24 protein-coding genes are annotated in these 23546 nt (G+C 65.3%); 12 read left to right on the forward strand and 12 right to left on the reverse strand.

What is annotated here, in order from left to right:
- A complete protein-coding gene (locus M2432_RS08590) occupies nucleotides 1-864 on the reverse strand; it encodes an SDR family NAD(P)-dependent oxidoreductase (protein ID WP_280826369.1) in 864 nt (287 codons plus the stop codon).
- A 185-nt stretch (nucleotides 865-1049) separates the two neighbouring features.
- Here M2432_RS08590 and M2432_RS08595 point away from each other — a divergent pair, with 185 nt between their 5' ends.
- Nucleotides 1050-2420: a cytochrome P450 gene (locus tag M2432_RS08595; RefSeq protein ID WP_280826370.1), complete on the forward strand. Its 1371-nt coding sequence runs from the start codon at nucleotides 1050-1052 to the stop codon at nucleotides 2418-2420.
- Nucleotides 2421-2467: 47 nt separating this feature from the next.
- On the opposite strand, the gene M2432_RS08600 is transcribed toward M2432_RS08595, so the two are convergent.
- The 3 genes from M2432_RS08600 to M2432_RS08610 form a co-directional block, all read right to left on the reverse strand.
- On the reverse strand, nucleotides 2468-3004 hold the full coding sequence (locus M2432_RS08600; RefSeq protein WP_280826371.1) for a hypothetical protein: 537 nt from the start codon (nucleotides 3002-3004) through the stop codon (nucleotides 2468-2470).
- A gap of 26 nt (nucleotides 3005-3030) precedes the next feature.
- Nucleotides 3031-3375: a hypothetical protein gene (locus tag M2432_RS08605; protein ID WP_280826372.1), complete on the reverse strand. Its 345-nt coding sequence runs from the start codon at nucleotides 3373-3375 to the stop codon at nucleotides 3031-3033.
- Between the two features lie 144 nt (nucleotides 3376-3519).
- Nucleotides 3520-4677, reverse strand: a complete 1158-nt coding sequence (locus M2432_RS08610) for an acyl-CoA dehydrogenase family protein (protein WP_280826373.1) — start codon at nucleotides 4675-4677, stop codon at nucleotides 3520-3522.
- Between the two features lie 87 nt (nucleotides 4678-4764).
- Here M2432_RS08610 and M2432_RS08615 point away from each other — a divergent pair, with 87 nt between their 5' ends.
- Nucleotides 4765-5430 carry a TetR/AcrR family transcriptional regulator gene (locus M2432_RS08615; RefSeq protein ID WP_280826374.1) on the forward strand — a complete coding sequence of 222 codons (666 nt, stop codon included), beginning with the start codon at nucleotides 4765-4767 and terminating at the stop codon, nucleotides 5428-5430.
- 51 nt (nucleotides 5431-5481) lie between these two features.
- On the opposite strand, the gene M2432_RS08620 is transcribed toward M2432_RS08615, so the two are convergent.
- From M2432_RS08620 to M2432_RS08640, 5 genes are all read right to left on the reverse strand, one after another.
- The gene (locus tag M2432_RS08620) at nucleotides 5482-5889 is read right to left on the reverse strand and encodes a hypothetical protein (protein WP_280826375.1); all 408 of its coding nucleotides are present in this window, start codon (nucleotides 5887-5889) and stop codon (nucleotides 5482-5484) included.
- Nucleotides 5890-5964: 75 nt separating this feature from the next.
- Nucleotides 5965-7014: an alcohol dehydrogenase catalytic domain-containing protein gene (locus tag M2432_RS08625; RefSeq protein ID WP_280826376.1), complete on the reverse strand. Its 1050-nt coding sequence runs from the start codon at nucleotides 7012-7014 to the stop codon at nucleotides 5965-5967.
- Between the two features lie 2 nt (nucleotides 7015-7016).
- On the reverse strand, nucleotides 7017-8267 hold the full coding sequence (locus M2432_RS08630; RefSeq protein ID WP_280826377.1) for an LLM class flavin-dependent oxidoreductase: 1251 nt from the start codon (nucleotides 8265-8267) through the stop codon (nucleotides 7017-7019).
- Between the two features lie 316 nt (nucleotides 8268-8583).
- Nucleotides 8584-9213 carry a TetR/AcrR family transcriptional regulator gene (locus tag M2432_RS08635; protein WP_280826378.1) on the reverse strand — a complete coding sequence of 210 codons (630 nt, stop codon included), beginning with the start codon at nucleotides 9211-9213 and terminating at the stop codon, nucleotides 8584-8586.
- Between the two features lie 12 nt (nucleotides 9214-9225).
- On the reverse strand, nucleotides 9226-10848 hold the full coding sequence (locus M2432_RS08640; RefSeq protein ID WP_280826379.1) for a PucR family transcriptional regulator: 1623 nt from the start codon (nucleotides 10846-10848) through the stop codon (nucleotides 9226-9228).
- A 154-nt stretch (nucleotides 10849-11002) separates the two neighbouring features.
- Between M2432_RS08640 and M2432_RS08645 the strand changes: the two genes are divergently transcribed.
- The 7 genes from M2432_RS08645 to M2432_RS08675 are packed head-to-tail and all read left to right on the forward strand — an operon-like array spanning nucleotide 11003 to nucleotide 18939.
- Nucleotides 11003-12496 (forward strand): CoA-acylating methylmalonate-semialdehyde dehydrogenase, encoded by a 1494-nt coding sequence (locus tag M2432_RS08645; RefSeq protein WP_280826380.1) that lies wholly within the window; start codon nucleotides 11003-11005, stop codon nucleotides 12494-12496.
- A gap of 44 nt (nucleotides 12497-12540) precedes the next feature.
- On the forward strand, nucleotides 12541-13434 hold the full coding sequence (locus tag M2432_RS08650; protein ID WP_280826381.1) for an aminotransferase class III-fold pyridoxal phosphate-dependent enzyme: 894 nt from the start codon (nucleotides 12541-12543) through the stop codon (nucleotides 13432-13434).
- A 44-nt stretch (nucleotides 13435-13478) separates the two neighbouring features.
- Nucleotides 13479-14207 carry a (Fe-S)-binding protein gene (locus M2432_RS08655; protein ID WP_280826382.1) on the forward strand — a complete coding sequence of 243 codons (729 nt, stop codon included), beginning with the start codon at nucleotides 13479-13481 and terminating at the stop codon, nucleotides 14205-14207.
- Complete coding sequence (locus tag M2432_RS08660) at nucleotides 14204-15673, forward strand: LutB/LldF family L-lactate oxidation iron-sulfur protein (protein WP_280826383.1); 1470 nt, start codon at nucleotides 14204-14206, stop codon at nucleotides 15671-15673. Before M2432_RS08655 ends, M2432_RS08660 begins: the two co-directional genes overlap by 4 nt.
- A complete protein-coding gene (locus M2432_RS08665) occupies nucleotides 15670-16296 on the forward strand; it encodes a lactate utilization protein C (RefSeq protein ID WP_280826384.1) in 627 nt (208 codons plus the stop codon). Before M2432_RS08660 ends, M2432_RS08665 begins: the two co-directional genes overlap by 4 nt.
- Entirely contained in the window at nucleotides 16293-17777 is a 1485-nt protein-coding gene (locus M2432_RS08670; RefSeq protein WP_280826385.1) for an adenylate/guanylate cyclase domain-containing protein, read from the forward strand. The genes M2432_RS08665 and M2432_RS08670 overlap by 4 nt, the downstream gene beginning before the upstream one ends.
- 31 nt (nucleotides 17778-17808) lie before the next feature.
- Entirely contained in the window at nucleotides 17809-18939 is a 1131-nt protein-coding gene (locus tag M2432_RS08675; RefSeq protein WP_280826386.1) for an epoxide hydrolase, read from the forward strand.
- Here M2432_RS08675 and M2432_RS08680 read toward each other — a convergent pair.
- Entirely contained in the window at nucleotides 18926-20326 is a 1401-nt protein-coding gene (locus M2432_RS08680; RefSeq protein ID WP_280826387.1) for a cytosine permease, read from the reverse strand. The two genes, M2432_RS08675 and M2432_RS08680, sit on opposite strands and share 14 nt — an antisense overlap.
- A 12-nt stretch (nucleotides 20327-20338) precedes the next feature.
- Nucleotides 20339-21220, reverse strand: coding sequence for an EamA family transporter (locus M2432_RS08685; RefSeq protein WP_280826388.1), 882 nt, complete (start codon nucleotides 21218-21220; stop codon nucleotides 20339-20341).
- 154 nt (nucleotides 21221-21374) lie between these two features.
- On the opposite strand from M2432_RS08685, the gene M2432_RS08690 reads away from it, so the two are divergent.
- Genes M2432_RS08690 through M2432_RS08700 form a run of 3 tightly spaced genes read left to right on the forward strand, consistent with a single transcriptional unit; the run spans nucleotide 21375 to nucleotide 22586 of the window.
- On the forward strand, nucleotides 21375-21764 hold the full coding sequence (locus tag M2432_RS08690; RefSeq protein WP_280826389.1) for a hypothetical protein: 390 nt from the start codon (nucleotides 21375-21377) through the stop codon (nucleotides 21762-21764).
- Nucleotides 21765-21773: 9 nt separating this feature from the next.
- Nucleotides 21774-22391, forward strand: coding sequence for a zeta toxin family protein (locus tag M2432_RS08695; protein ID WP_280826390.1), 618 nt, complete (start codon nucleotides 21774-21776; stop codon nucleotides 22389-22391).
- 45 nt (nucleotides 22392-22436) lie between these two features.
- Nucleotides 22437-22586 (forward strand): hypothetical protein, encoded by a 150-nt coding sequence (locus M2432_RS08700; RefSeq protein ID WP_280826391.1) that lies wholly within the window; start codon nucleotides 22437-22439, stop codon nucleotides 22584-22586.
- A gap of 114 nt (nucleotides 22587-22700) precedes the next feature.
- Here the strand turns inward: M2432_RS08700 and M2432_RS08705 are convergent, their stop codons facing one another.
- Nucleotides 22701-23522, reverse strand: coding sequence for an acyl-CoA thioesterase domain-containing protein (locus M2432_RS08705; RefSeq protein WP_280826392.1), 822 nt, complete (start codon nucleotides 23520-23522; stop codon nucleotides 22701-22703).
- Between the last annotated feature and the right edge of the window lie 24 nt (nucleotides 23523-23546).

Raw genomic sequence — 23546 nt, forward strand, 5'->3', positions numbered from 1 at the left:
TCACTTGGTGGCGAAGCGGCGGTCGCGCAGATGGGGCGCTTCTTGCGCGGTGAGCACCCGGGCCCGTTCGGTCATCGCCGCACCGACCTGCTCGGGGTGGGTGGTCAGGTAAAAGCCACCGGCCGCAGACTGCTCGAAGATTGTTTCGGCAGCGGTCTGCGGGTCCATGGCGATGATGCTGAACATGGCGTCGCGCTCCGACTTTGAGGCGTCCGCGGCCGCACGGTTGATGACGTCGGTATCGACCCCGCCTGCGGCGTTGAAGATATTGGACTCGACCGGTCCTGGCAGGACCGCCTGCACACAGATGTGATCGGCATGGCCGGCCATTTCGACCTCGACGCGCAGGCACTCCGTCATGGCCAGCACTGCATGCTTGCTCACGATGTACGGCGCCTGTCGCGGCACTGTGGACACGCCGCCGATCGAGGACAGATTCCATACCCACGCCGGGGTACCGGCCGCGAGCATGGCCGGCAGGAATGCACGTACGCCGTGGAACACGCCGCTGACATTGACGTCCATCACCCGATTCCAGTTGGCGACCGGGGTGTCCCACAGGTAGCCGAACTGCTCGACGCCCGCATTGTTGACCAGCAGACGCACCGGCCCGATATCGCCATACACACGGTCCGCCAGCGCCTTGACCGCGTCGGCATCCCGGACATCACACACCGCATCGAACGCCGCACCCCCGGCCGAAATCAGCTCGCCGCGCAAAGCGACGACCGCATCGGCATCGATATCAGCGAGCACAGTTGTCATTCCCAGCTTGCTTGCGTGCCGTGCCAGCCCTGCGCCGATACCCGAGCCGGCCCCGGTGATCACCGCTACTCCGCCGCCGAACAGTTCCTGTGCGCTCATATCCACCTTGATAGCAGCGGGTGCCGTCCGCGCGGCTCCGAATGTCCGATCAGCGGAAGGCCGGTTCAGATTCGTCGCCAGCTGATCTTCGGCTGGCGGCGGACATATTCAAGTAGTCGATTACTCGCGACCGCTCGGGTGGGGTCGTGCACCATCAGCGGCATGCCCTTCACGGAGTCCCGATCATGACCCAGGCCCTGCCAGACGTCGACCTTGCGTCGCTGCCACCGGTGCCCGTCAATCCGATGCCTTACCTGCGAAGAGTCAAAGCCACCCGGGCGTGCCACACCGGATTCGAAGCCTTACGTGATGCCGGTGGCCCAGTGACACAATGTGTGCTCGGGCCCGCATGGTTGGCTCCGCCGATCGTGCTCGTGATGTCGCCGCAGGGTGTCCATGATGTGCTCGGCCGCACCGACGGCGCGACCGACAAGGCGCTGCCGATGTACGACGAGATCGACCGCCTGCTCGGCAGCAACGTGTTCAGTCTCAACATGGATGGGTGGTTGCCGCGGCGACGGGCACTCCAGCCGTTGTTCACCAAGCGGAATGTGGCGCAGTTCGCCGGGCATATGGCCGAAGCCGCTGGGCTGATGGCGGAGCGCTGGACGGATGGCACGCAGATCGATCTCGACGCCGCATGCCATGCACTCACGTTGCGGGCGCTGGGCCGATCGGTGTTCGGCCGGGATCTCGACGAACGCGCCGATGCGGTAGGCCCCGCGGTACGGGTCACATTGAAGTACTGCGCCGATCGAGCCTGGAGTCCGGTGCGCGCGCCGTCCTGGCTGCCCACGCCGGCACGCAAAAGGGCCCGGGCTGCAAGCGCGACAGTGCACGGGCTCGCCGCCCAGATACTCGCAGACTGCCGGGCCGATGACTCGGTCAACGCACCGCTGGTGCACGCACTGATCAAAGCCACGGACCCCGATACCGGTAAACCGTTGTCGGACAGCCAGATTTGCAATGATCTTGTCGTGTTCATCCTCGCCGGGCATGACACCACCGCGACAACGTTGACCTATGCGTTCTGGGCGCTGGGGCATCATCCGGAGATCCAGGAGCGGGTGGCCGCCGAAGCCGCGGCATTGGGTAACCGGCCACTGACCACCGATGACGTGAAGGATTTGCCGTACACCGTCCAGGTCCTGCACGAGGCGCTGCGGTTGTGTCCGCCCGGGGCGGCCAATCCGCGAATGGTGATGTCGGATATTGCCATCGATGGATACCGCGTTCCGGCCGGAACCATCGCGGTTGTCGGTGTCTATGCGATGCAACGAGATCCGGCATTGTGGGCCAACCCGACGACATTCGATCCGGACCGGTTCAGCCCGGAGAATTCCCAGAACCGTGACCGCTGGCAGTATGTGCCGTTCGGCGCTGGGCCGCGCAGCTGCATCGGTAACCACTTCGCAATGTTGGAGGCGACATTGGCACTGGCCACCATCGTTCGTCGGACCGAAATCCGTTCCCTGAGTGACGATTTCCCGGTGGAGGTACCGTTCACCATGGTCGCTGACGGTCCGATCCGCGCTCACGTGCGGCCGCGGTCCTAGATCGTGACACGATCAGAACACCCGATGCGACTCGGGTGACTCGGCGCTCAGGCCTGAATCTGGGGCTCGGCTTTGGGTGCGGCGCGCAGCACACACCGGGCGTAGCCGATCCAGCACACCAGACACGCCACCAGTCCGATGCCGATGATCAGCGGCGGTGCGGAGCCCAGAGCCACTGCGACAGAATCACTTCCAGCGACACGCCGATCCACGACGCTGCCGGTCATCAGCGGCAGCAACCCGATGGCGAAGCAGGCGATGGCACCGGCCAGTGCGGTGCCGAACATTGCGCGTACCGCGCTGACGATCATGGTTCCGGCGGCCAGGAGAATCAACACAGCGAAGGGCAGCGGGCGCAGTTCGGCCCCGAGGTTGCCGGTGATGGTCCAGATTCCCCATCCGCTCATGGTGGCGTGGCCCTGGTTGGTGTGGCCGGTGTACCACGGGCACCCGGCGGACACGACGATCATCACCACGGCGATCATGCCGATCAGCCATCGCGTCAGCGCGTTCTCGATGGGTCCACTCCTCGGCCATGGCGTCACCGAGCCCTGGTGGGTGACAGCGCCCGGGTAATTCGCCACCAGATTACGTGGCCGGCACCGGGCGGCTAACCGGCCGCGGGCTGCACCATCGACACGATTCCCATCGCCATGGCGATCAGCGCGGCCAGACTGAGCAGCACCATCGCGCCGATCAGTAGCCCGTACCACGCCCGCTGGCGGGTCCGCGACAGTCTGCTGGTTCGCGATTCTTCCGACAGTTCCGCCACGGCCATCGCGAAGGTGACGTCGACGTGCTCGGAACCGATGGTGGGCGCACCTGACGAGATCTGTTGCAGCCGCCCTGGTTCGACCTTTACACCAACCGCGGCGAAGCGCCGACTCAGGCGGCGCGCCTGCCGACGGCTGAGAGCGCCGTCGTATACGTCGCCACGATGTAGCTGCCCTGCCACCAACGTCCCCTTGCGATCAATCTCGGGCGTCTGGTCGGCGGATGCCAAAGGCGCCCGGGAGTCAAATTACCTCGCCGGGCGCCTTCGCACAGGGCATCCGCCAGTTTTACTGGTACTTCGGGTACTGCTACTTCGGGTCGATGCCTAAAGCCCCATGTCCTTGGCGATGATCATCTTCATCACCTCGGAGGTGCCACCGTAGATTCGGCTCACTCGGTTGTCGGCATACAACCGCGCGATCGGGTACTCGTTGATGTAGCCATAGCCCCCATGCAGCTGCAGACACCGGTCGATGACACGGGATGCCGCGTCGGTGCAGAACAGCTTGGCCGACGCGGCGGCGGCAGCGGTCAACTCGTCGCGATCGTGGGCTTCCATGGCACGGTCGACGACGGCTTCCATCGCGTCGACGTCCGCCTGGCAGGCCGCCAGCTCGAACTTGGTGTTCTGGAACGAAGCGACCGGCTTGCCGAACACCGTGCGGTCCTTGGTGTACTGCACGGCGAACCGAACCGCGGCCTTGGCCTGGGCGTACGCGCTGACTGCGATGCCGAGCCGTTCGCGCGGCAGGTTCTGGCCCAGGTAGTTGAAGCCCTGGTTGAGCTCACCGAGGACGTCCTCGACAGGGACCTTGACGTCGGTGAAGTTCAGCTCCGCGGTGTCCGAGCAACGCAGGCCCAGCTTGTCCAGCTTGCGGCCGACGGTGTAGCCCTCCAGCTTGGTGTCGACTACAAGCAGCGAGATGCCGAAGCGGCGGTCGTCGTCCTTCGGCGCGGCGGTGCGCGCACACACGATCACCCGGTCGGCGTGCACGCCGCCGGTGATGAATGTCTTGGAACCGTTCAGGACGTAGTGCGTGCCGTCCTCGGAAAGCTTTGCAGTGGTGCGCATTCCGGCCAGGTCGGAGCCAGTGCCCGGCTCGGTCATGGCGATGGCGAACATGATCTCGCCACTGAGCATGCCGGGGAACCAGCGCTGCTTCTGCTCGTCATTGCCGATGTCGCGGATGTACGGCAGGCACAGGCCCACGTGCACACTCGAGCCGCCGAAGGACACCGCGGCGCGGGCCAGTTCCTCGGTGAGGATGGCCTGGAACTTGTACGACGTGATGCCTTCGCCGCCGTACTCGGTGGGGATCTCTGCGCCGAAGATGCCCAGCTTGCCGAGTTTGTAGTAGAAGTCGCGCGGCACCAAGCCCTTCTCGAACCATTCGTCGTACACCGGGCTGACCTCGGCCTCAACGAACGACCGGATCATGGCCCGGTAGTCTTCGTGTTCCTCGCTGTATACCTCGCGCTTCACGGATATCTCCTCACTTGGGGCGAACAGTGTTAGCTTGTTTCCATCACCATAAGCTAACGGCGTTCACTAAGACAAGGGAAGGTCGCGATGGGCAGGCCCAAAGTGCCGTTGTTGAGCCGCGAACGTATCCGTGACGCGGCGCTCAAGCTCATCGACGGCCACGGTTTGGCCGAACTGTCCATGCGCAAGCTGGCCGCCGAACTCGGCGTACAGGCAGCGTCGCTGTACAAGCACTACCCCACCAAGGACGACGTGCTCGAAGCCGTCGCCGGACGGGTGGTCGTCGACATCGACACCTCCGGTTTCGAGACCGGCGACGATTGGCGCGGCGCGCTCGCGTCGTGGGCGCGGTCCTATCGCTCGGCGCTGGCCGCCCACCCGAACCTGGTGCCCTACCTTGCCGGCGGCCTCGGACATCGTGACGAAAGTCTGCGGGTTGCCGACGCGGTTCACGGCGGGCTGGTCCGCGCCGGTTGGCCGCCACGGGAAGCGACCCTCATCGGTGCGGCGACGCGATCGCTGGTCCTGGGCTCCACGGTCGGATCGTTTTCCCGCGGCTTCACCGATGACGTGCAGGTGTATCGCGATCGCTATCCGCACATGGGCCAGGCGCACCTGCTGCGCGGCAAGGCCGACGAGATCGACCTGGCCGGTTTCGAACTTGCGCTCTCGGCCTTCATCGACGGACTGGCCGTGCGATTCGAGGCCATCGAGGAACGCCGCACCCGCCGCCGCGCCTCGCCTACCCCATGATTTGTGCACGAAAACGGGCGCTCAGCGCCGCAAATCGTGCACAAATCACCGTTAGCGGTCGTGGGGCTTGTGGCCGCCGCTGAACGGATTGAGCCTGGAAACGCCTGGGATGTTGGACAGCATCCGGAAAACCTCGTTGCCGGTGTTGACCAGCGCTTCCAACTGCGGCAGCAGCGCATCCAAGGTGCGGAACATCGGGTCGGCCATGGCCATCACCCGCTCGGTGCGGTCGATGGTGGCGTTGAGTCGCTCGGTGGCCGTGGCCAGGTTCTCGATCAGATCGGGCAGCTGGGCCGCGAGCTGGGCAGATGCCGGCGGGATGCGCATGGCCCCGCTGGCCGCCGCCTGAGCCGCCCCCACCGCCGACTGCGCAGCGCCGACCGCAGACTGAGCGGCGTCCACCGCGGACTGTGCCGCGGCCTTCAGATCACTGGGCTTAGGGATCCTCTGTCCGGCCATACAGTCAACTGTGCCGCACGCAGGCCTGCATGTCCCGTGATCGACGCAGCAACACGCCGGTAGCTGCGGATATCGTCAGGACGGCAGCACCAGAATCTTCACATGCTCGTCCGGATTGCGCAGCGCATCGAATGCTTCGCCGACGCCGTCGAGTCCGGTACGTCCGGTGATCAGCGCCTCGGCGTCGATCTCGCCGGACGCAAGCCTCGCCAGCACCTTTTCGTAGGCCTGTTCGTACGGACCGTGACCGAAGTTGATGGCGATCTGGCGCATCTGGGCGACCACCGGGATGAGCGTCTCCTCTCCGAACGGCGAGGCGACCACCTGTATCCGCGAACCCCACGGCAACGTGTGCGTCAAAATGTTCAGGGTGCCGACCCGGCCGCTGCATTCGTAGGCGATCAGGATGCCGCCGCCGGTCTTGCCTGCGGCGAGCAGTTCGTTGTAGACCTCGATCGGGTCCTGCTCCTTGGGGTCGACGACGATGTCAGCCCCCATCTTGGCGGCCAACTCGCGGCGCTTGGGTGAGGGCTCGGAGGCTATGACGACCTGTGCGCCGGCAGCCTTGGCAGCCAGGATTGTCCCCAATCCGATTGAGCCGCAACCGATCACCAGTGCAGTATCAGCGGCAGTCAAGCCGGACTGTTGCATGTGCATCTCGCCGACATGCAGCGGCTCGGCGAGGGTGGCGTGCTCGAGCGACAGCCCGTCGGGCACGTGCCGAACCCAGAAGGCATCGACGACGATATATTCGCCGAAGGCGCCGTGGTAGTCATTCGAGTAGCCGATGATGGTCAGCATTCCGGTGGACTGTTCGGTGGTGATCCCCAGACCGGTTACGCGGTCACCCTCAGCGAAATCCTCGACGTCCGGCCCGGTTTCGACGACCGTGCCGGCCCATTCGTGGCCGAGCACCACGGGGCGGGTGGCGTCGAACACGGCGAACGGATAGCCCGCACCGTCGGCGACCGAGACGAATCGGCACGGGTCCTTCGACATACTCAGGTCGCTGCCGCAGATGCCGCACGCTGCGACCTTGATCAGCAGCTGCCCGGGGCCGGCGGCCGGCGGCGGAAGGACATCGGTCAGGGCGAACTGGCCGTCTATGAACTGTGCTGCCTTCATGCTCAGGCTCCTACTGTGCTCAGATTGTCGGCACCGCCGACGTTGGTGAGGTCGGTTGCGGGCAGATCGGTGGGCCGGCCGTAATAGTCGGTGTAGGCCTTGGTGATCGCACCTACCAAGTCACCGATCAGCTGCTCGCGGTTGTCCTCGGCGAACTGCAGGCTGGCCTGACGGCCGACATTGCGGCGCCGGAAGTGCGGGATGACTTCGGAGGCGAACAGTTCGTAGCTGCGCCTGGTGTTCTCCCAGTCGGCCATGTCCACGTGCATGATCAGCAGGGTGCCGAAGCCGCCAGTCTTTTCGATGAGCCTGTCGATCTGGGCGATGGCGTCCTCGGGCGTGCCGATGATGGCCTGGCCGAACTCGCCGAGCGACTCGTTACGCCAGTAGTCGATGATGCCGGCTGGGGTCTGTGCCCACTCCGGGTTGAGACCCTGCTGCCGGTTGACATATTCAGCGATGGCGTGGATTCGGCGGCTGACGGCACGTTCGGCGTCCGCACGAGTCTCGGCGACGAACATCGGGTTGACCAGACGCCAGGAGGCGCGGTTGGCGACGTGACCGTGCTCAGCCGAAACCTGTTCGTAGACGCCCCAGTTGCGGTCCAGAGACTCGTAGCCTGCCGGTGAGCTGGCGGCCAAAGACAGCAGCGACAGCCCGTGCTTGCCGGCCAGCACCGAGCCGTTCGGTGAGATCGTCGATGCGGTGGCGACCTCGATGCCGGCCGGATGGTAGGTCGGCAGCTGGGCTCGGGCGTCGCGCAGCGTGAACCAGTCCGTCTCCACGTTGACCACCTCGCCGTGCAGCAACCGGAGCACGGCTTCCAGCGCCTCGCCCTGCATGCGGCGCTGGTCGGTGGTGGTGATGCCCATCATGTGGGCGTCCAACGGGATCTTGCCCGGACCGGTACCGACGATGAGCCGGCCGCGGGTCTGCAGATCGAGCTGCGTGATCCGGTCGACGGTGATCAGCGGGTGGTGGTACGGCAGCGACATGACGCCCGTGCCAAATCGGATGCGCTCGGTGCGCTCGGCAGCGGCGGCGATGAACATGTCTGGGGCCGGTACGATTTCGGCGCCGGTCGAGTGGTGCTCCCCCATCCAGGCCTCCTCGAAGCCGAGGTGGTCCAGATGCGTCATCAGGTCGATGTCGCGGCGCAATTGCAGCGCCGGGTCGGCGGTCAGTGGGTGGTACGGAGCGAGAAACGCTCCGAACTTCAATGACGATGGGCTCCACTGGGCAACGCTGCTCACGGTGGTCTCCTGGTTCTCAGGTCGGGCAAGTGACGGATTCGGTCGGCCGCAAGCGACAGTAATCCGATCAAACGATTGGATCAAGTGATCCATAAATATCGAGCGATACCGGCGCCGCGTGAACCGGGCTACCGCAGGTAGGACTTCGCTACTTGTGTAGGCGCGGAATGCATGTGGTGGATTTGCCCGCGTCGGTGCGACAACTTGGGTCGCGAGACGAGTTGAGCGCGTCGCTGCCAACCGACGAAAGTGAAGAGGATCGCGAGATTCCAGCGGTTCTTCTGCGTCTACTTCGCATTCGGCCGCGACCGTGTGACTACGAGTTGAGCAAGCGTTCAGTGCCACCGATGACGAATGTCACCAGGTCTTCGTAGAACGCGTCGAGCGCATCAGCCGACGACTTCACCCGGTCCCAATCATCGGCACGGCTCAAGGCCTGCACAAAGCCCATGATGGAGACGGCCCAGCGGGCCTCCAGGCGCTCCGGCGCGGCCGTCGGGAAGGCCCGCCGAACTTGCGCCAGCAGAGTTTCGCGCAACTTGGGCTCGATGGCCTCATCTGCCGGACCCGCCTGCGAGGTCTGCGCGACGATCTTGATCCAGCGCATGCCGCGGGTCCGTTGGCGGTGCAACAGATCCCGATATGGGCCGGTGACCGCTCGCACCACTTGATCGGGCGTGGGTGAGATCGGATCAGCTTGCAGCGCATCGACATTGGCTTGAATACTGGAACCCACCGTGGTGCCCAGATCCAGGATCACCGCGCGCAGAAGCTCGTCCTTGGAGCCGAAGTGATAGTGCACCGACGCCGCACCCAGACCCGCGGCGGCATTGACCGCGCGCACCGACACCGCGTCCACGCCCTGCTCGGCGAAAAGCTTCTCGGCCGTCTTCACCAGCCGCGCCCGGGTGGCGTTGCCCTGGCGGTTATGCGATGTGCCCAACACGTTAGGAGCATGTCACAGCGGCATCGCCGACCCGCCGAATGCGCGGCGTGTTTTCAGGATCAGCAGGGCAACGTGCAGCGAGGTGGCCGATTCGCCGTCGGCCAGATCGACACCCAGGATCTGCTGTATCCGCCCCAGCTTGGCGTAAAGCGCGGGACGGCTCACGTGCAGGCGCTGCGCCAACGCAGACTTGTTGCCCCCCAATTCCAGGTAACCGCGCAGCACCTCCATGCAGTCGTCGCCCGTCTCGATATCGTGCAGGATCAGGGCTCGCAGCTCGCCCTCTGCGAAGCGTTGCACGCGCGGGTCCGTCCGCAGCAACGACAACAGGCCGCGCAACCGGATATCGGCGACCCGGAAACACGTCCTCGACGAAACTGGAAGCGACAGTGCAGCTTCGGCTACATGTGCAGCCTCGGTGATCAGATGGATCGCATCGATCAAACCCGATGCCGGACTGCCGATGCCGAGCACCAACCCCGGCGCGTCAACCGCGCGCTCCACATCGCGCCGCAGCGCCTGGCCCAGCGGCTCCAGTGAGCCTGCGTGACGCGGGTTGAGCGACAACACCATGGCGATCTCCCCAGCACCGCGCAATGAGAACAGCCCGGTGTGCCCCAAGGCTTTTGCTGATCGCACCACCACGTCGAGCAGCCGAGCGCCGCGCCGCTGCCCGGCCACCGGATCGGCGTCTGTCGGCCAGTCGCCGATCCGCACGGTAGCCGGCAGGTATTCCGCCGACCGCCGCAGACCCAGCGCAAAGGCCCGCGCCACAGCGTCTGATTCGTCTCGGATACGTTCGCGCGCAACATCTTCCAATAACCCCGCCTGGGCCTGATGTTCAATGTCTGAGCGGCCGAGCTCGGCCATGCGGTGCAGCACAAGCGCCTGTGCGGCACGTTCCAGCACCATGGTGATGCGGCTGGTGTCGCGGGCGATGTTCGCGTCCACGCTGGGCGCCACGGCGATCAACCGTCCCCAGGCCTCATCGCCGCGGCCGACCTGGCTTATCACCCAGTCATCAGCACTGCCAGCCTCATGCCGCCGGGACCGATGTTGCCAGTCCTGCAACACATCTCGCGCAGCCCGGCCAGCGGTGGCAACAGCGATCGCCTGGTGCGTCAAATCCTCCAGCACCACCGGGACCCCGAGCAGCCCGGCGGCAGCGCCGGTGATGTCCGACGGCGTCGCCCGCCGCATGCTCAGGTCGGTGAAAACCTCATGCGTCTGCCGCGCAAAGTCCACCTCCTGGTACTGGTCGGCGACTATCACCCGGTGCACCTGCTCGGTGACCTCGACGAACTTGATCACCCGATGTAGCGCCACCAGAGCCAAGTCGAGTTCGACGGCGATCGCGCTGACGTTGACCGGTAACGGCACCGCGCCGGCTCCAAGCTCGACGATGACGCCCACTGCCCGGGCCTCGGCCACCGACTGCAGGTAGTCCCGGGGTGCTGTGCGCAGCGCAGCACCCGTGGTGAGCACCAGTTCGCCACCTTGCAGCACCTCAGCCGGGTCCGGCACATCGCTGACGTGCACCCACCGGATCGGTCGGTCGAACCCGCGGTCACACAAGATTTCGGGCTCACCGTGCTGAATCACCGGCAGAGCGACGATCTCGGCGATGGTTGGCACTTACAAAGTGTAATTCCAGGACGCCAAATCAATACATTGTGGTCGCCGAGATCGGTGGTGGAGCCGGGCAGGCTCAGAGGCACGGATTCACCGCACAACCATCGCTGGGCCATCATCCGGGCCCATCACCCCGACTGGAAGGCCCGCACCGACGATGAGCACGACCATTTCGCACTGGATCAACAACGACACCTTCGCGGGCACGTCCGGTCAGTCCGCACCGGTGACCAACCCCGCCACCGGTGAGGTCACCGGTCAGGTCGCCCTGGCCAGCGTTGCCGACGCGCGAGCCGTGATCGACGCGGCCGTCGCCGCCTTCCCGTCATGGCGTGACACCTCGATCACCAAACGCGTGCAAATCCTGTTCGCCTACCGCGAGCTGCTCAACGCTCGCAAAGAAGAGCTGGCCGCGATCATCACCGCGGAGCACGGCAAAGTGCTCTCGGACGCCATGGGTGAGGTCGCCCGCGGGCTCGAGGTCGTCGAATTCGCCTGCGGTATACCGCATCTGCTCAAGGGCGGATTCTCCGAGAACGCCTCGACCAACATCGACGTCTACAACATCCGCCAGGCACTCGGGCCGGTCGCCATCATCTCGCCGTTCAACTTCCCGGCCATGGTCCCCATGTGGTTCTTCCCTATCGCCATCGCCACCGGCAACACCGTCGTGATCAAGCCGTCTGAGAAGGACCCGTCGTCGTCGCTGTGGATGGCTCGGCTGTGGAAAGAGGCCGGCCTGCCCGACGGGGTGTTCAACGTGCTGCAGGGCGACAAGACTGCCGTCGACGAACTGCTGACAAACCCTGGCATCAAAGCAATTTCGTTCGTGGGCTCCACCCCGATCGCACAGTACGTCTACCGGACCGCCACCGCGTCGGGCAAGCGCGTCCAGGCCCTCGGCGGCGCGAAGAACCACGCGGTCATCCTGCCGGACGCAGACCTGGATCTGGCCGCAGACAGTATGGTCAACGCCGGTTTCGGCTCTGCAGGCGAGCGCTGCATGGCCATCTCGGCGTGTGTGGCAGTCGGGCCGATCGCCGACGACCTGGTTGCCAAGATCACCGAGCGTGCCGCAGCCATCAAAACCGGCGACGGCGCCCAGAACGCCGATATGGGGCCGCTGATCACCCAGGCCCACCGCGACAAGGTGGCCTCCTACATCAGCGCCGGCGAAGCCGAAGGCGCCAAGGTCGTGCTCGACGGCCGCAACGTCGTTACCGACGGCGGTGCGGACGGCTTCTGGCTGGGCCCGACTCTGCTCGACAACGTCACCCCCGAGATGAGCGTCTACACCGACGAGATCTTCGGGCCGGTGCTGTCGGTCATCCGGGTCGAAAGCTACGACGAGGCGCTGGAATTGATCAACAACAACCCGTACGGCAATGGCACCGCGATCTTCACCAACGACGGTGGTGCCGCGCGCCGGTTCCAGAACGAGGTGGAGGTCGGCATGGTCGGTATCAACGTACCGATCCCGGTTCCCATGGCGTTCTTCAGCTTTGGCGGCTGGAAGGCCTCGCTGTTCGGCGACACCCACGCCTACGGCACCGAGGGTGTGCACTTCTTCACCCGCGCCAAGGCCATCACCCAGCGTTGGGCCGACCCCAGCCACGGCGGCATCAACTTGGGCTTCCCCGCCAACAACTGACCGCACCGCGGTCGAAAACAACTTAGACTCGAAAAGTACAGTCAATGACAATCACCAATGATGTTCTGCCCGAAGGCCTGACGCTGGATTCCCTTCGCGCTGACGCACAGCGGGCGTCTGACCTGGATCGCGCCCACGTCTTCCACTCCTGGTCGGCCCAGGCGCAGCTGAACCCGATGACGATCACAGCCGCCGAAGGCCGCTACGTCTGGGACGACGAAGGGAACCGACTGCTGGACTTCTCTTCCCAGCTGGTCAATACCAACATCGGGCACCAGCACCCGAAAGTCCTTGCGGCGATTCAGGAACAGGCCGCCACTTTGTGCACCATCGCACCGCAACACGTGAACGCTGCCCGGTCAGAGGCAGCCCGGCTGCTGGCTGAACTGACCCCCGGTGACGTGAACACGATCTTCTTCACCAACGGCGGCGCCGACGCTGTCGAGCTCGCAGTGCGCATGGCTCGGTTGCACACCGGTAAGTACAAGGTCCTCTCCCGGTACCGCGCCTACCACGGCGGGCTGACCTATTCCGGGCACCCATTGGCCTGCGCGGCCGCCGTGGCGACCATCAACGTCATGCGCGAGGAAGGCATGGTGGAGAACGCCGCCCGGATTGGCGAGCAGGTCATCGGACCCGCGCTGTGCGACTTCGCTCAGCGGCACCGCAGTGTCGGCGAGGTCCGTGGCGCCGCCGTGTTCTGGGCCATCGAACTGGTGGCCGACCGTGCTACGCGCGAACCGTTGGCGCCGTACGGCCGCTCCAGCGCGGCCATGAACGCGGTGATCGCCTCCTGCAAGCAGCTGGGTCTGCTGCCGTTCACCAACTTCAACCGCATTCACGTGGCTCCGCCGTGCAACGCCAGTTCCGAGGAGGCACGCGAGGGTCTGGCAATCCTGGACCGGGTCCTGGAAGTGGCCGACCGGCACGCAAACTGAACATGTTGCTGCCCCGCCGGCATTATCAGCGGTAGTGTCGGCCGGTGCGGATAGCTCTGTTCGCGACCTGTCTGGCCGACGCCATGTTCCCGGCCGCGGCCATCGCCACGGTCCGGTTGCTCGAGCGTCTCGGCCATCAGGTGGTGTTCCCGGAATCGCAAACCTGTTGCGGCCAAATGCATGTCAACACCGGGTATCTGAAGGAAGCGGTCGACCTGGTGCACAACCACGTCGATGCGTTCGAGGGGTACGACGCGGTGGTCGCACCGTCGGGGTCTTGCGTTGGCGCGGTACGCCACCAACACGCCATGGTGGCCCACCGCGCCCACCAACCGGCGCTCGCCGAACGCGCCGAATCGGTTGCGGCGCACACGTTCGAGCTGTCCGAGTTTCTGATCGACGTGCTCGGTATCGACGACGTCGGCGCCTATTACCCGCACCGGGTGACCTACCACCCCACCTGTCATTCACTGCGGATGCTCGGTGTTGGGGACAAGCCACTGCAGCTGCTGCGCAAAGTGGCCGAACTGGATTTGGTCGAGCTGCCGGCCGCCGAAACCTGTTGCGGATTCGGCGGAACGTTCGCGATCAAGAACGCTGACGTCTCCACCGCGATGCTGGCCGACAAGATGGCCAACATCGCGTCGACCCACGCCGAGGTGTGCACGGCCGGCGACTCGTCGTGCCTGATGCACATCGGCGGCGGGTTGAGCCGGATGCGCAGCGGAGTACGCACCGTGCACCTCGCCGAAATCCTGGCGGCGACCCGATGACCGCGGTGTTCCTCGGTAACCCAGGCGTAGGCAATCTACGCGGCGACCAGAAGTTTCCCGCCGCGGCCCGCACCGCGCTGGCAGATACCCAGCTGCGCCGCAACATCGGGCACGCCACCGCAACGATCCGCGCCAAACGTCTTGCGGCTGTGGCTGAATGCGCAGATTGGGAGCAGCTGCGCGCCGCCGGCAGCGCCATCAAACAAGACGTGCTGGCCCGGCTGCCCGAACTACTGGAAGAGCTGGAACGCAACGTCACCGCCCGGGGCGGGACCGTGCACTGGGCGCGCGACGGCGATGAAGCCAATCACCTTGTCGCTGAACTGATCCGAGCCACCGGAAACAGTGAAGTGGTAAAAGTCAAGTCGATGGCCACCCAGGAGATCGGGCTCAACGAATACCTGGAAGCCCAAGGCATAACCCCGATCGAAACCGACCTGGCCGAGCTGATCGTGCAGCTGGGTCACGACCGGCCCAGCCACATCCTGGTGCCTGCGATCCACCGCAACAGGGCCGAGATCCGGGAGATATTCGCCCGTGAAATGCCCCGCGCCACTGAGCTTTCCGACCAACCACGGGTGTTGGCCATGGCCGCCCGCGAGCACCTTCGCCGCAAGTTCTTGTCGGCAAAGGTCGCGGTCAGCGGGGCCAACTTCGGGGTCGCCGAGACCGGCACGCTGGCCGTGGTCGAATCCGAGGGCAATGGTCGGATGTGCCTGACCCTGCCCGAAACCCTGATCACCGTGATGGGCATCGAGAAGGTGATCCCGACCTTCTCCGACCTCGAAGTGTTCATGCAACTGCTTCCGCGTTCCTCGACCGCTGAGCGCATGAATCCGTATACCTCGATGTGGACTGGCGTCTATCCCGGCGACGGGCCGCAGCAGTTCCACTTGGTGCTGCTGGACAACGGGCGCACCAAGGTGCTGGCCGACGAGGTGGGACGCGCTGCTCTGCACTGCATCCGGTGCAGCGCCTGTCTGAACGTGTGCCCGGTATACGAGCGGACCGGCGGGCACGCCTACGGCTCGGTGTATCCGGGCCCCATCGGGGCGATCCTCAGCCCGCAGCTGACCGGTACCACAGGTCACGACGATCCCAACGCCAGCCTGCCGTTTGCATCGTCGTTATGTGGTGCCTGTTTCGAGGCGTGCCCGGTACGCATCGACATCCCGAGCATCCTGGTGCATCTGCGTGCGAAGGAGGTGGATCAAGAACGTGGCGGGCTGCCGTCTGGACAGGATCTGGCGATGAAAGCCGCCGCGTGGGCGATGTCATCGAGCAATCGATTCGCGTTGGCGGAGAAGGCACTCGGTGCTGCCCGGCTGATAGCCGGCAGGGATCACCGCATCTCGGCACTGCCCTGGCCGGCCTCCAAATGGACCACCAGCCGCGATATTCCTGAACCGCCAGCCGAGACGTTCCGGCAGTGGTGGGCCCGCAACCGGGCAGGATCAGGCTCATGAGCTACGACCCGCAGACTGATCCACGGGCGGAGGTGCTGGGGCGGATCCGCGCCGTGCGTGGCACCGCAGCCCCGGTCGCCGTGCCACGGGACTACGACCGCAGGCCTCTCGAGGGTGCCGGCGATGTCGAACGGTTCGTCGAGACGGTTGCCGACTACCGGGCACGGGTTCATCGAGTCGCCGACATAGCGCCGACGGTGGCGACGCTGGTGGGCGACGGAACGGTGGTGATCCCGCGGGATCTGCCGGCCGACTGGGTGGCGGGCGTGCGCACCGTCGTCGACGACCCGGCGCTGGTGATCGATGACCTGAACCAGGCGGACGCGGTGGTCACCGGGTGCGCGCTGGGCATCGCTGCCACCGGCACCATTGTGCTCGACGCCGGTGCGGGGCAGGGCCGTCGGGCCTTGACTCTGGTCCCGGACCACCACATCTGCGTGATCCGGGAGGACCAGATCGTCGATACCGTCCCGCAGGGCTTCGCCGCGCTCGATGGCACCCGGCCACTGACCTTCATCTCTGGCCCGAGCGCCACCAGTGACATCGAACTCGAGCGTGTCGAAGGTGTACACGGCCCACGTACTTTGGATGTGCTGATCGTCGGGGCACCCGAGTGCCGATGACCGATCGGCCCAGTGCGCGCTCGATCGCGCTGCGGTACGCCGCCGGCCGCACGTTTGCGCAGCTAATGACTGCGGCTGAGGTCATTGCGGTCGTCGTATCGCTGTGCGCTGAAACATTCGGTGACGCCCGGCCACTGCTGAATCGCCACAATCTGATCCTGTCGATCATCGTGGTGGTGTCCGGCGCCCTGGTGACCGCGGTCTTGGGCTACCGCAACATCATCGACACCGCACGGTGGTATTCGGACCGGCGCGTGCCCGACGAAGCCCAGCGCAAGGCCGCGATCGACATCGTCCGGCGGCAGTCCACCTTCGTGATCATGATTTGGGTGCTGAGCGGTGCCGTAATGATCGTCGCCAATCCGGAGCCCGTACCGACGCTATTGATCGTGCTGGCAACGGGTTTCGGTGCGGTGTCGACCATAAGCACCAGCTTGCTGTTCACCCAGCGCGTGTACCGCCCGTTGGTCGCCGCAGCATCACACGATTATCTGGGCCGCGCCACAGCCCCGGGCGTACTGGCGCGACTGGTAGCCATGTGGGTGGCCAACAGTGCCATGCCGTGCCTGCTCATCGCCGTGCTGGTCGGGTTCCGGCACCTGGGGTGGCTGATTCCGAAGACAGCGTCGGTGGACATCCCGGTTGTAGTGCTGGCAGTGGTCTCGGTCGGACTGGGGCTGCGGTCGCTGATCGTGGTGTCGCTGTCGATCTCCGATCCGGTCCGAGACGTCGTCGACGCGATGGCCGAAGTCGAACGCGGGAAGATCGGCCGGACGGTTCCGGTATACGAGCAATCCCAAATAGGGCGACTGCAATCAGGTTTCAACCGAATGGTGGCCGGCCTGCAGGAGCGCGAACAACTGCGCGACCTGTTCGGCCGACACGTGGGCCCCGATGTTGCACGGCTGGCCCTATCGTCGGATTCCCCTTCGACCGGAGATGTGCGCGATGTCGCGGTGCTGTTCATCGACCTGACCGATTTCACCCGGATGGCCGGCACCCTTGCCCCGCGCGAAACCGCGGAGGTGCTCAACGCCTTCTTCGGGATCGTCGTCGCAGCCGTGGACGAACACGGTGGGCTGATCAACAAATTCCAAGGTGATGCCGCACTGGCCATTTACGGAGCTCCGCTGCGCTCAGCGTCCGCCGCCACCGATGCGCTGGCCACCGCCCGCGCCCTACGCATTGCCCTACAGCAGCTGCCGGTCGTGGACTTCGGCATCGGGGTATCCGCAGGCAGCGTGTTCGCCGGGAACATCGGTGCCGAGAATCGGTACGAGTACACCGTGATCGGTGATCCGGTGAACGAGGCGGCCCGCTTGGCCGACCTGGCCAAGAAGGAGCCCGGGCGCACGTTGGCCGCTGACAGGGCAGTTGTCTTGTCCGACAGCGGTGAACGCGCACATTGGCAGCAGTCCGGGGTGCGAATGTTGCGCGGGCGATCCAAGCTCACGAGCGCCTGGGTACCGGCGGCTGACTAAGGCTGCGGGCACTCGGCCACAATGATGTGTCGTGACCGCTGTCAAACCGTTCCGCATCGCCGTGCCCGACGACGTCCTCACAGACCTGCGTCGCAGGCTGACCAACACCCGCTGGCCCGAAGCCGAATGCGTACAGGACTGGAGCCAGGGCATCCCGCTGAGTTACACCCGCGCCATCGCCGAATACTGGGCCGACGGCTACGACTGGCGGGCGCGGGAGGCCGCGCTCAACCGATTCGATCAATACGTCACCGAAATCGATGGATTGGACATCCATTTCATCCATCAGCGCTCGCCGCACCCCGGCGCGTTCCCGCTGATCGTCACTCACGGCTGGCCGGGGTCGATCGCTGAATTCCAGAAGGTAATCGAGCCGCTGACCGATCCTGTCGCCTACGGCGGCCGCGCCGAAGACGCCTTCCATGTGGTGTGTCCGTCGTTGCCGGGCTACGGATTCTCCGGCAAGCCGTCGGCCACCGGCTGGAACGTCGGACGCATCGCCCGGGCGTGGGACACGCTCATGGTGCGGCTGGGCTATGACCGGTACGGCGCCCAGGGCGGAGACTGGGGCGCGGCGGTCACCACCGAGATCGGCCGGCATGTGGGGCATTGCATCGGGATTCACACCAACATGCCGGTGGCCCGTCCCCCTGCCGGGCAAACCGAGTTCGGCGACGAAGAGCAACAGGCGCTGGCAGCCATGGCCTACTACCGCAAGCAGGATTCGGGATACGCCAAGCAACAGGCCACCCGGCCACAGACCCTCGGCTACGGATTGGTCGATTCACCAGTGGCGCAACTGGCCTGGATCGTGGAGAAGTTCTGGTCCTGGACCGACTGCGACGGCGATCCACTGAACGTGCTGAGCCACGACGAGTTGTTGGATAACGTGATGATCTACTGGGTCACCGCCAGCGGCGCCTCGTCTGTCCGGTTGTACTGGGAAAGCATGGCGGCATTCGGTTCTGGTACTCGGGTGGAGCTGCCGACTGGGGTGGCATCGTTCCCGAAGGAGATCGGCCGGGCGCCGCGATCCTGGTGTGAGCCGATGTACAACATCACCCGTTGGACGACCATGCCGCGGGGCGGACACTTCGCCGCATTCGAGCAACCGCAGCTGCTGGTCGACGATGTGCGGGCGTTCTTCGCTACGGTGCGCTGAGCGCAGGTGACTTACGCCGACGGTATCCCCCGTAGATGACCAGAGCCACAACGAAGTTCACAAAGTAGGCAATATCGGCGCCGTGCCAGGCCACGGCGACCGGGCCCTGCAACAGCGTGGTGTTCATGAACGGGATCGCAGCACCGTAGGCCACCACGAACGCGACCAACGCGGCGATCGCGTCGGCCCGCGGGGTCACCTCCTGGGCCGGGTCCACCGCTGCGCGTCCGCTGCTGCGGCGACGCCAGTCCACGATGACGATCGCGGCGAACGCCGGAATCCAATAACTGATCAGCAGCAGCACATTCTGGAATCGGGTGGCGGTGTCGCCGGTGTGCAGCCACAGGATCAGCCCGAACGCCAAACCTGTCACCAACAGCGAGGACAGCGGCCGCCGCACCCGAATGCCCAGGGTTTGCAGCGCCAGCGATCCGCTGTAGTCGTTCATCACCCCCGACCCCACCGAGGCCAGGGCGATGACGGCCAGTGCAAGGGCGCCGAGCGCTCCCCCGCCCATCACCGACCGCACACCCACTGCGGTCTGATCAGTGATCACCGTGCCGGCGGCAATGCCGATGGTCTCGACGAACACGTACGCCAGCGCAAGTCCGGCGAAGCTGAATCCAAATACCCGCCGCGGCGAGGAGGTGGCCGGCAGGTAGCGGCTGAAGTCCGCGGCATAGCTGGCCCACGACACGGCCAGGCTCAGCGCGATGGTCACCGCAAGCATGAAGGCCCCTGCCAGATCCGCGCCGTGCACGCTGGCCGGCGTCATTACCTGATGTCCCGCAACGAGTTTGACGGCGAACACGACGAATGTCGTGAACAAGATCACGGTGAGCACGGCCTGCAGCCGATGAATCAGTTCATAGCCGATGAAACCGACCGCCCCCTGCACACCGAGCACGATCAGCACCGCCACCCAGAACGGGACACCGAGCAACACCGAGAGCGCCTCACCACCGAACAGGCCGACCAGGGCGTCCCATGCCACCGACGAGAGCCATTGCAGCGCAGCGGGAATCGCCACCGCGGACCCGAAAGCCATCCGGGCGCCGGGTAATTGCGCGGTCCCGGTGCGCGGACCCAACGTGGACAGATACCCCACCACCAGGGAACCCAGGACGGTACCCAGAACCATGGCAGCAATCGAGAGCCAGAAGCCCAGGCCGAGGGTGGCGATGAGCGCTCCGGTAAAGACACAGGTCATGTTGATCTGCGGGGCGAACCACACGGTGAACAGTCGACGCGGGGTGCCGTAGCGCTGGTCTGCCGAGACCGGGGCGATGCCATGGGTTTCCACCGACATGTCACCGGCACCACTGGGGGTGCGGCCAGTGAACGGTGCAGCGGTGAGCGCGTCCTGAACGGCAGCCGGTCGGGTCATGCTGCTATTCGATCACGCCGCAGGATAGGGCTCGACAGGCTCGCTGTGAGTGCGGGCCCCCGTACGGGCCGCCCCGACTCCGGCCGCCACCACCAGAGCGATGCCGACGACGGCACTGGGCCGGGGTACCTGATGCAGGATGATCATCCCCATCAGCATGGCCAGCGCCGGCTCCAGGCTCATCAGGGTGCCGAACGCCGCGGTGGTCAACCGGCGTAAAGCCAGCATTTCCAGGGCGAAAGGCAGTACGGGCAGCAGCAACGCCAGGCCGAATCCGGCCAGCAGCAACCGCGGCGAGAGGTGATCGAATACCGGCGACCGGTCGATGAGGGTGACGTAGCCGGTGACAATCAGTCCGGCAACAGGCATCGACACCGCCAGACCGCTGATGCCGGCGACCTCATCGCCGACCCGCTGGGTCAGCAGAATGTAGGCAGCTAGACACCCCGCGGAGGCCACTGCGCACAACACTCCGGTCAGATTGACATCGCCCGCCCACGGCTCGGTCAGCAACACCACCCCGGTGGCAGCCATCGCCGGCAACACGAGGCGTCCGCGCCCCTTGACCACCGTGACAGCCAGCGGGCCGAGGAATTCCAGCGCGCTGGCGGTACCCAGCGGAATACGGGCGACGGCCATCATGAAGAGCAGGGTGAATCCGGCGGTCACCATCCCGAGCAGGACACACGCGCCGAACGCCGAGCGCGTGAACGACGACGGCTTGGGGCGAACGAACAGCAGCATGAGGCTGCCGGCCCACGCCAGGCGCAACCACGCCACCCCTTCCGGGCCGATGCCGTCCATCAGTTCGACCGCCAGCGCGGCGCCGAGCTGCACCGACGACATGGACGCGATCGTCATGAACGCGCCATTGCGGGCGGAGGCTGTGGTCACCCAGGCATTGAACGACAGCCCGAATGTTCATGTCCACGTGAGAATCGCGGATATACCGTTCATAAATTCTGAATGATGATGTGATGGCAGGCTTTGCTGGATGGTTGTAGCATTCTGTTACAGAGTGTTACAGGTTGCTACAAGGAGGCATGCGATGACCGAGGTTGCGGATCGCGTCACCCGGGTTGCCGCCGATTTGATGGAATCGGCGGCGGCTGAAGGTGTCCGGCAGAGCCGATCGGCCAAACAGCAGCTCGACCACTGGGCCAGGGTAGGACGAGCGGTGTCCAGTCAGCACACCGCATCCCGGCATCGGGTCGAGGCCGCCTTGGCCGGCGAGCTCGATCTGGCGAGCCTGAGCACCGAAGAAGGTGTGGTGTTCAACGCCGAGATCTCCGCTGCGATCGACGAGCACCTGGCGCAGACCAATTTCACTGAAATGCTTGCCGCGCAAGGTATTACGACGGTGGCACTGAACGACGCCGGGGAGCTGGTCGAGTACCGACCGAACGGCACCTCCGTGGTGGTGGATGCCGGTCACTAGCGCGGCGCGGTGAAACGTCTCGACCTTGTCGTCGGATCGAACGGAGCAGGCAAGTCGACCTTCGTCGCGGCGATTCTGGCGCCCCTGCTTCCGAGCTGCGTATTCGTCAACGCTGACGAGATTGCCAAACAGCGCTGGCCCGAAAACCCCGAACTGCATTCGTACGACGCTGCGCAGGTCGCCGCCGGCACCCGCGCAGCGTTGATCGAGCAGGGGCGATCATTTATCGCCGAGACCGTGTTCTCGCATCCGTCGAAGTTGGATCTCATCGAGTCGGCTCATCACGCCGGCTACACCGTGGTGCTGCACGTCGTGCTGATCCCCGAAGACCTGGCAGTGGCGCGTGTGGGTTACCGGGTCCGCGCCGGCGGGCACAGCGTTCCCGAACCCAAGATCCGTGAGCGCTACCGGCGGCTGTGGGACTTGGTCGCAGCGGCCGCCACTCGGTCGGATATCGCCACGGTGTACGACAATTCGCGCGCGCAGGGACCACGTGTGGTGGCACAACTCAACGGCGGTGTCAGTGTGGGCACGCCGTCGTGGCCGTCATGGACACCCGAACCGCTGCAGACCCGTTGGCCTGGCGCCGAGCCCCAGTCGCCGAGGCGCGAGCGCCGCTCGACCTAGCTACCGTGTTTGCCACTGGCGTGAGAACCACTGGCAGCGGCGTGCTTGGCGGGCTTGCCGCTGTCGCTGCCGGTCTTGCCGCTGGCGTGCCGGCCACTGGAACTGGAGCTGCTGCCGGAGTTGGAACTGGAGTTGCTCGACTCGTTAGCACTTGTGGTGCTCGATGACTTGTCTGCGGTCTTCTTGCTGTCCTGATCCAACGAACCGGTGCTGTTGGCCCCCCTTCGAGCCGAGGCTAGGATTTTGCCGACGCCCCGTACAAGCTCTACGCCCCAATAGTCCTAATCGACGTTTAGCTGAATCAGATGCCTACATCTCGCGAGCGCTGCGCTCCGGGAACGGGTCGTGAGTGAAATCGATCTGAGCAGCGGGGTTGCTGACCGCGGTCACCATCCCGGAGCCGAACGGTCCGGCGCTATCGAACAGGGTCGCCGTACCCACCGCGATGCCATCGTGCGCCCAGTGCGTATCGGCCTGTGCGCCAACCCAGTCATCCTGCGGCAACCGGGCCAGAGTCATCGTGACGTCACCGTTGATGTAGCCGACCCCGGCGGTACCGAGGTTGGTCACCAAGCTGGTGCCCTCGGCCGCCATGGCCGCCCGCACGAACGGCGAATTGACCTGGGCCTCGATGACGTCGATGGACCGGTTGACATACCGCTTACGAGAGGCGTTCTGGTGCTCGGCGATGGAGCGGGTCCACCCGACGTCATCGCTGCCGATATAGGTGGCCAGCGCGGTATCAATCACCTCAGGCGGCACAAAATCGGTGGTACTGGCCCATTCCGCACCCCGCGGCGGCTCCGAGATCCGGTACTGCACCAACGTGGCCCTGGCGACGGTGACACCGTCCTGGATCACCTCGCACTCGGAGTTGCGGACCCGTCGACCGTCGCGGACGATGGCCACCTTCGTTATCGTCGGCACCCCACGAGCGGCCCGGAACAGGTCCACGGTCAAGCGGGACGGGAGAAATTCAGGCAGCCCGTAGGCCGACTCCAAGGCGTGCGCAGCCAGCCCGACAAGCGCCGGACCGTTCAGGTGGTCCGCACCCCAGTGGCTCTGGGCGAACCGGGTCGGTTGCACGCGTTCGGCGTCCAGGGGGATGAAATGGGCTGCACGTTCGCTCATTTTCGCATCGTCGCATAATGGCTA

It is taken from the genome of Mycobacterium sp. OTB74, assembly GCF_029892685.1.
In the GTDB taxonomy this organism is placed as follows: Bacteria; Actinomycetota; Actinomycetes; order Mycobacteriales; family Mycobacteriaceae; genus Mycobacterium.

Coding starts and splice junctions, on each gene's coding strand:
- M2432_RS08690 (WP_280826389.1), top strand. CDS start 21,375: ATGACCGAGGTTGCGGATCGCGTCACCCGGGTTGCCGCCGATTTGATG.
- M2432_RS08645 (WP_280826380.1), top strand. CDS start 11,003: ATGAGCACGACCATTTCGCACTGGATCAACAACGACACCTTCGCGGGC.
- M2432_RS08660 (WP_280826383.1), top strand. CDS start 14,204: ATGACCGCGGTGTTCCTCGGTAACCCAGGCGTAGGCAATCTACGCGGC.
- M2432_RS08615 (WP_280826374.1), top strand. CDS start 4,765: ATGGGCAGGCCCAAAGTGCCGTTGTTGAGCCGCGAACGTATCCGTGAC.
- M2432_RS08705 (WP_280826392.1), bottom strand. CDS start 23,522: ATGAGCGAACGTGCAGCCCATTTCATCCCCCTGGACGCCGAACGCGTG.
- M2432_RS08670 (WP_280826385.1), top strand. CDS start 16,293: ATGACCGATCGGCCCAGTGCGCGCTCGATCGCGCTGCGGTACGCCGCC.
- M2432_RS08625 (WP_280826376.1), bottom strand. CDS start 7,014: ATGAAGGCAGCACAGTTCATAGACGGCCAGTTCGCCCTGACCGATGTC.
- M2432_RS08665 (WP_280826384.1), top strand. CDS start 15,670: ATGAGCTACGACCCGCAGACTGATCCACGGGCGGAGGTGCTGGGGCGG.
- M2432_RS08680 (WP_280826387.1), bottom strand. CDS start 20,326: ATGACCCGACCGGCTGCCGTTCAGGACGCGCTCACCGCTGCACCGTTC.
- M2432_RS08620 (WP_280826375.1), bottom strand. CDS start 5,889: ATGGCCGGACAGAGGATCCCTAAGCCCAGTGATCTGAAGGCCGCGGCA.
- M2432_RS08595 (WP_280826370.1), top strand. CDS start 1,050: ATGACCCAGGCCCTGCCAGACGTCGACCTTGCGTCGCTGCCACCGGTG.
- M2432_RS08650 (WP_280826381.1), top strand. CDS start 12,541: ATGACAATCACCAATGATGTTCTGCCCGAAGGCCTGACGCTGGATTCC.
- M2432_RS08590 (WP_280826369.1), bottom strand. CDS start 864: ATGAGCGCACAGGAACTGTTCGGCGGCGGAGTAGCGGTGATCACCGGG.